The sequence below is a fragment of the Streptomyces sp. AV19 genome (genome assembly GCF_015999245.1).
Classification (GTDB): Bacteria; Actinomycetota; Actinomycetes; order Streptomycetales; family Streptomycetaceae; genus Streptomyces.
The window spans coordinates 19,421-24,729 of sequence record NZ_JAEAMR010000021.1; the positions used below are offsets into that span (position 1 = coordinate 19,421).

General features: G+C 71.3%; 3 protein-coding genes and 2 pseudogenes. 2 read left to right on the top strand and 3 right to left on the bottom strand.

Annotation, left to right across the window (positions count from 1 at the left end; translation table 11 throughout):
* The 3 genes and pseudogenes from I5Q34_RS28120 to I5Q34_RS28130 all read right to left on the bottom strand — a co-directional run.
* A pseudogene (locus I5Q34_RS28120) lies at positions 1 to 199 on the bottom strand (SAM-dependent methyltransferase); the annotation flags it as partial.
* A 27-nt stretch (positions 200 to 226) separates the two neighbouring features.
* Positions 227 to 1,387, bottom strand: coding sequence for a family 2 encapsulin nanocompartment cargo protein terpene cyclase (locus I5Q34_RS28125; RefSeq protein WP_277965336.1), 1,161 nt, complete (start codon positions 1,385 to 1,387; stop codon positions 227 to 229).
* A gap of 63 nt (positions 1,388 to 1,450) precedes the next feature.
* A complete protein-coding gene (locus I5Q34_RS28130) occupies positions 1,451 to 2,863 on the bottom strand; it encodes a family 2B encapsulin nanocompartment shell protein (RefSeq protein WP_199895260.1) in 1,413 nt (470 codons plus the stop codon).
* Positions 2,864 to 3,562: 699 nt separating this feature from the next.
* Here I5Q34_RS28130 and I5Q34_RS28135 point away from each other — a divergent pair.
* Entirely contained in the window at positions 3,563 to 4,978 is a 1,416-nt protein-coding gene (locus tag I5Q34_RS28135; protein WP_199895261.1) for a family 2B encapsulin nanocompartment shell protein, read from the top strand.
* A gap of 210 nt (positions 4,979 to 5,188) precedes the next feature.
* A pseudogene (locus I5Q34_RS28140) lies at positions 5,189 to 5,309 on the top strand (SAM-dependent methyltransferase); the annotation flags it as partial.

Genomic DNA, 5,309 nt, shown 5'->3' on the forward strand with positions numbered 1-5,309 from the left:
GACGGTGCAGTTCCTCGACGATCCGCGCGTCCCGGGTCTCCTCCGGGCCCTCCAGCACGGACGGGTCGTAGTCACCGAGGCCGTAGTGGTGGTGGTACAGACCGTCCACATCACCCAGCCGCAAATTCACCGGGTCCTTCTCATTGTTCCAGTACTCGGCCACCGACTTCTGATAAGCGGTACGCAGAACGGGGGTCATGGTCGTGCTCCTCGAAAAAAATGTTGGTCAGGCGGAGTTGTAGCGGGGGCTGCCGCTGTGCCACGCGCGGTTGCCGCCGAGCCAGGCCCACACCCCCGCCAGGAACCGGCGCAGTTGGGGCGAGCCGGTCAGGGCGAGGGCCGCGGCCTCCGCCTCGTACGCACGCACCAGCTCGTCGTGGATCTCCGCGCTCCGCTCGATCCCCTCGCGCGGTGAGCAGCGCTCCCGCTCGGCGATCACGGTGGGCAGGTTGAACTCCACGCCCGAGGCGTCGTGTTCCTTGGTCATGGAGTAGAGGTCGTTGACGAGGGTGGCGGCGGTGGCGGCCATGGTCACGGCGCGGCGCACCCGCGGGTCGCCGTACTCGGCCGCGGGGAGCGCGTAGCCGCCCACCACGTCGGCCAGCGCGATGCAGGGCAGGAAGCTGTTGATCTGACGGTGCGCCAGGTACTCGGGGACGGTGGGCAGGTACTCCCGTGAGCGCCAGGAGCCCTCCTGTCCGTACCCGACGAAGAGGACGGACACCTCGTGCCGCAGTCGCGCCAGCTGGGACGGCTCCGCGTACCGGGCCAGGTGCTCCATGCCGGAGCGCAGGGCGACCCGGACGGGGTCGTCGCGCATCTCCCGCTCCCAGGCGGCCGCGTAGGGAGCGGGGAGGTGGGCCGGGTCGAGGGCCGCGTACGCGGGGCCCAGGTGCGAGCCCAGCAGCTCGGGGCCCGCGCCGTCGTCGCAGTAGTAGTCGTCCGTGGCCCACTCGGCCAGCGCGCACTTGGCCGCCGCCAGCAGACGGTCGGGGTCGTCGCTGTCGGGGTGGGCCAGCATCATCAGCCGCCCGAAGTCGGCGGCGCGGACGCGGTCGAGCCGGCCTTCGTAGATGCCGACCTCACCGGCCCAGGCGATCAGCCGGTCGTTGACCTCGCGGCCGAGCGCCGGGTCGTCCCGGAGCGTGGGCGGGCAGTACAGCTCCGGGACGCCCGGGGACGACGCCACCCGCTTCTTCGCCCCGATCCGGGCGGCGGAGGTGCCCAGGCCCGTCGGGCCGGCGGGCACTCGCGCGGCGGCGATGCCGGGGCCGGTCGGCCCGACCGGCACGGGCCCGGCCTGCGAGTGGGAGGTGAGCAGCGCCGCCACGAGCCGTGCCGCGTCGTGCCGGGCCGTCGGCGCGGTGATCCGCGACAGCAGTGACACCGGTTCGTTCTCCTTATGAGAGGGCTACGGGCGAGAGAGCTACGGGTGAGAGGGCTGCGGGGCCTACGAGGGCGTGTGGAAGACCTCGACGTTCTCCAGGACGCCGAGCGCGTCGGGCACGAGGACCGCCGCCGAGAAGTAGGTGCTGACGAGGTAGGAGATGACGGCCTGGTCGTTGATGCCCATGAAGCGGACGTTGAGACCGGGCTCGTACTCGTCCGGGATCCCGGTCTGCCGCAGACCGACCACGCCCTCCTCGTCCTCGCCCAGGCGCATCGCCAGGATCGACGAGGTGCCCGCCTCCGTCACCGGGATCTTGCTGCACGGCAGGATCGGCACGCCCCGCCACGCGGGCACCGGACGCCCGTTGACGTCGGCGCTGTCCAGCGCCAGCCCCCGCTTGTTGCACTCGCGACCGAGAGCCGCGACGGCCCGGGGGTGCGCGAAGAACGCCTTGGTGCCGCGCCGCATGCTCAGCAGCTCGTCCATGTCGTCCGGGGTGGGCGGGCCGGAGTGGGTGGAGATGCGCTGGCTGTGGTCCGCGTTGTGGAGCAGGCCGAACTCGCGGTTGTTGACGAGCTCGTTCTCCTGACGCTCGCGCAGCGCCTCGATGGTCAGCCGGAGCTGCTGCTCCACCTGGTCCATCGGGTCGTTGTAGAGATCGGCGACCCGGCTGTGCACCCGCAGCACCGTCTGCGCCACGCTCAACTCGTATTCGCGCGGCGAGAGTTCATAGTCAACGAAAGTGCCGGGGATGACGGGCTCGCCGGTATGGCCGGAGGCGAGGGCGATCTCCGCCTCGCCCTTACGGTTCCGCGGGCGGGTCTGCTCGTCCTGGCGGTGGCGGACGTGGGCCCGCAGCGCGGCGCTGCGGCCGGCCACCTCCTCGTAGGCGGCGCGGGGCAGCACCAGGACGGTGCAGTGGGTCAGCGCGCCGGCGGTGAACTTCCACACGCCCGGCTCCTCGGCCAGCGCCTGCTCGCCGAGGAAGGCGCCGTCGGCCAGCACGCCGCGCCGGGTCCGCTCGCCGTACTGCCCTTCGCCGAGCTTCTCGACCTTGCCACGGGCGATCAGGTAGACGTCGTCGACGGGATCACCCTGCTCGACGAACACCTCGCCCGGCGCGAGCTCCCGCTGCTCGCACCGCTCGGCCAGCGCCCGGAGCACCGCGTCGTCCTCGAACCCGCGCAGCAGCGGCAGTTCACCGAGCTCGGCGGGGACGACGCGGACCGCGGACCCTTCCTGGACGAAGGTGATCCGCCCGTCGCCGACCTCGTAGACGAGCCGCCGGTTGACCCGGTACGTCCCGCCCTTGACCTCCACCCAGGGCAGCGTCCGCAGCAGCCACCGCGAGCTGATCCCCTGCATCTGAGGGACGGTCTTGGTGGTCGTCGCGAGGTTCCGCGCGGCGGCGATCCCCAGACTGAGCTGGGCCCGCCCCGCCGCCGACTCCTCGGGCTGCTCCGCGGTCGTCATCCCGGTCCTTTCCGTCTGGGTGCGTGGGTCGAGGGGGAGCCTCCGGTGACCTCGACGGGACACGGGCGGCTCCGGCCGCGCAAGTGAAGCAGCGTCAGTTGATGTTGGTCGAGACGAGTGAGGGAGTTCCGTCGTCTTTGCGCCATCGGGTGGCACGGGGAAGGAGGGGCATAGCGGGTCGCCGGGCCCGCAAAGAGGAGTAATGGCGTCCACTTTGCGGCTATGGCCCGCATTTTCCGGCCGATCGGGAGGGTGTCAAGAGGCCGTACGGCCCTTGGGTGACGTGGCCGATAAGACGCGGTCGGCGGTTGCGGTCCCGGCACGGGTCCGTTAAGCGCCACCCTCTTCCGCCGCACTCCCCCGGAAGGGCAAGCCGTCGGCGCGACGACTTCACGCCATCCTTCTGCCGGTTCCGTCCCCGGACGGTGACCCTTGTTCGATTCCCCCGCTCCACGACGACCGGGCTGCGCACGCGGGGCGCGAGCGCCCGGGCGACTGATGCCGATGAGGATCAAGTGGTCTACGGCCAAAGGGGGTTGTACGAATGGCGCGAATGCGTCACCTGGCCCCGTCACGGCTATCGACCAACATCGTTACGCACTGCTTCACTTGCGCACCGGAGCCCGGGGCGATCCGGCAGCGGACGCCCGGGCTTCGACATGTCGCACGATGACCGACGTCCCCTCGAAAGGACCGGGAATGACCGACGTGACGCCGGAGCGTACCCAACAGACCGCAGGTCAGGCACAGTTGAGCCTGGGCATCGCCGCCGCGCGCAACCTGGCCACCACGACCAAGACCGTCCCGCAGATGCAGGGGATCAGCTCCCGCTGGCTGCTGCGCACCCTGCCCTGGGCGGAGGTGGGCGGTGGCACGTACCGGGTCAACCGGCGTCTGGCGTACACCGTCGGCGACGGGCGGGTGACCTTCGTCCAGGAGGGCGCGACAGTCCGCGTCGTCCCCGCCGAGCTGGGCGAACTGCCACTGCTGCGCGGTTTTGGGGACGTCGAGGCGCTGGGCGCGCTCGCCGGCCGCTTCGAGCAGCGGGAGTTCGAACCCGGCCAGGTGATCGCCGAGGCCGGACGGCCCGTGGATCACGTCTACCTGATCGCGCACGGCAAGGTGGAGCGTGTCGGCGCCGGGGAGTACGGCGAGGAGACCCGGCTGGGCCTGGTCGCCGACGGCGGGTTCTTCGGCGGGCAGGTGGTCGGGGAGGAGCCCGGCGAGTGGGGGTTCACCGCCCGCGCGGTGACCGCCGTCACGCTGCTGGCGCTGCCCCGCCCGGCGTACGAGGAGATCGCCGGCCGGCACGAGCCGCTGCGCGCCCACGTGGCGCAACGCCAGGCGGAGGGGGAGCTGCCGCGGAACCGGAAGGGCGAGGCGGAGATCACCCTCACCTCCGGGCACTCGGGCGAGCCGGTCCTGCCGGGCACCTTCGTTGACTATGAACTCTCGCCGCGCGAGTACGAGTTGAACGTGGCGCAGACCGTCCTGCGGGTCCACAGCCGCGTCGCCGACCTCTACAACGACCCCATGAACCAGGTCGAGCAGCAGCTCCGGCTCACCATCGAGGCCCTGCGCGAGCGCCAGGAGAACGAACTCGTCAACAACCGTGAGTTCGGCCTGCTCCACAACGCCGACTACGGCCAGCGCATCCCCACCCACTCCGGCCCGCCCACCCCCGACGACTTCGACGAACTGCTGAGCATGCGGCGCGGCACCAAGGCGTTCTACGCGCACCCCAAGGCCGTCGCCGCCTTCGGCCGCGAGTGCAACAAGCGCGGCATCTACTTCGGCGAGGCCGACGTCAACGGCCACAAGGTGCCCGCCTGGCGGGGCGTGCCGATCCTGCCGTGCGGCAAGCTCCACGTCTCGGAGGAGGGCACCACCTCGATCCTCGCGATGCGCCTGGGCGAGGACGAGGAGGGCGTGGTCGGTCTCCGTCAGACCGGGATCCCGGACGAGTACGAGCCCGGTCTCAACGTCCGCTTCATGGGCATCAACGACCAGGCCGTCATCTCCTACCTCGTCAGCACCTACTTCTCGGCGGCGGTCCTCGTGCCCGACGCGCTCGGCGTCCTGGAGAACGTCCAGGTCGCCCGGACGGCGTCCTGAGCGTCGCGGACCGCCCGGGCGTCCGTCGCGTCCGTCGCGTCCGCGCGCCAGGAGGGCCCGGCCGTCGAGCACACGGCACGGTACGCGGCTGCGCCCCGGCCGGCCCGGCCCGGCGGCAACCGCGCGCGGCGCGACGACAGCCCCCGCCGCAGCGGTGCCGCCCCGCACGAAACCACCTGAACTCACGGGCAGTTGTAAGGAGTCTCCACCATGACGACCACCCCCGAAGCCCCCTCCACCGTCCTGCGCACCGCTTACCAGAAGGCAGTCGCGGACTACTGGAACAATGAGAAGGACCCGGTGAATTTGCGGCTGGGTGATGTGGACGGTC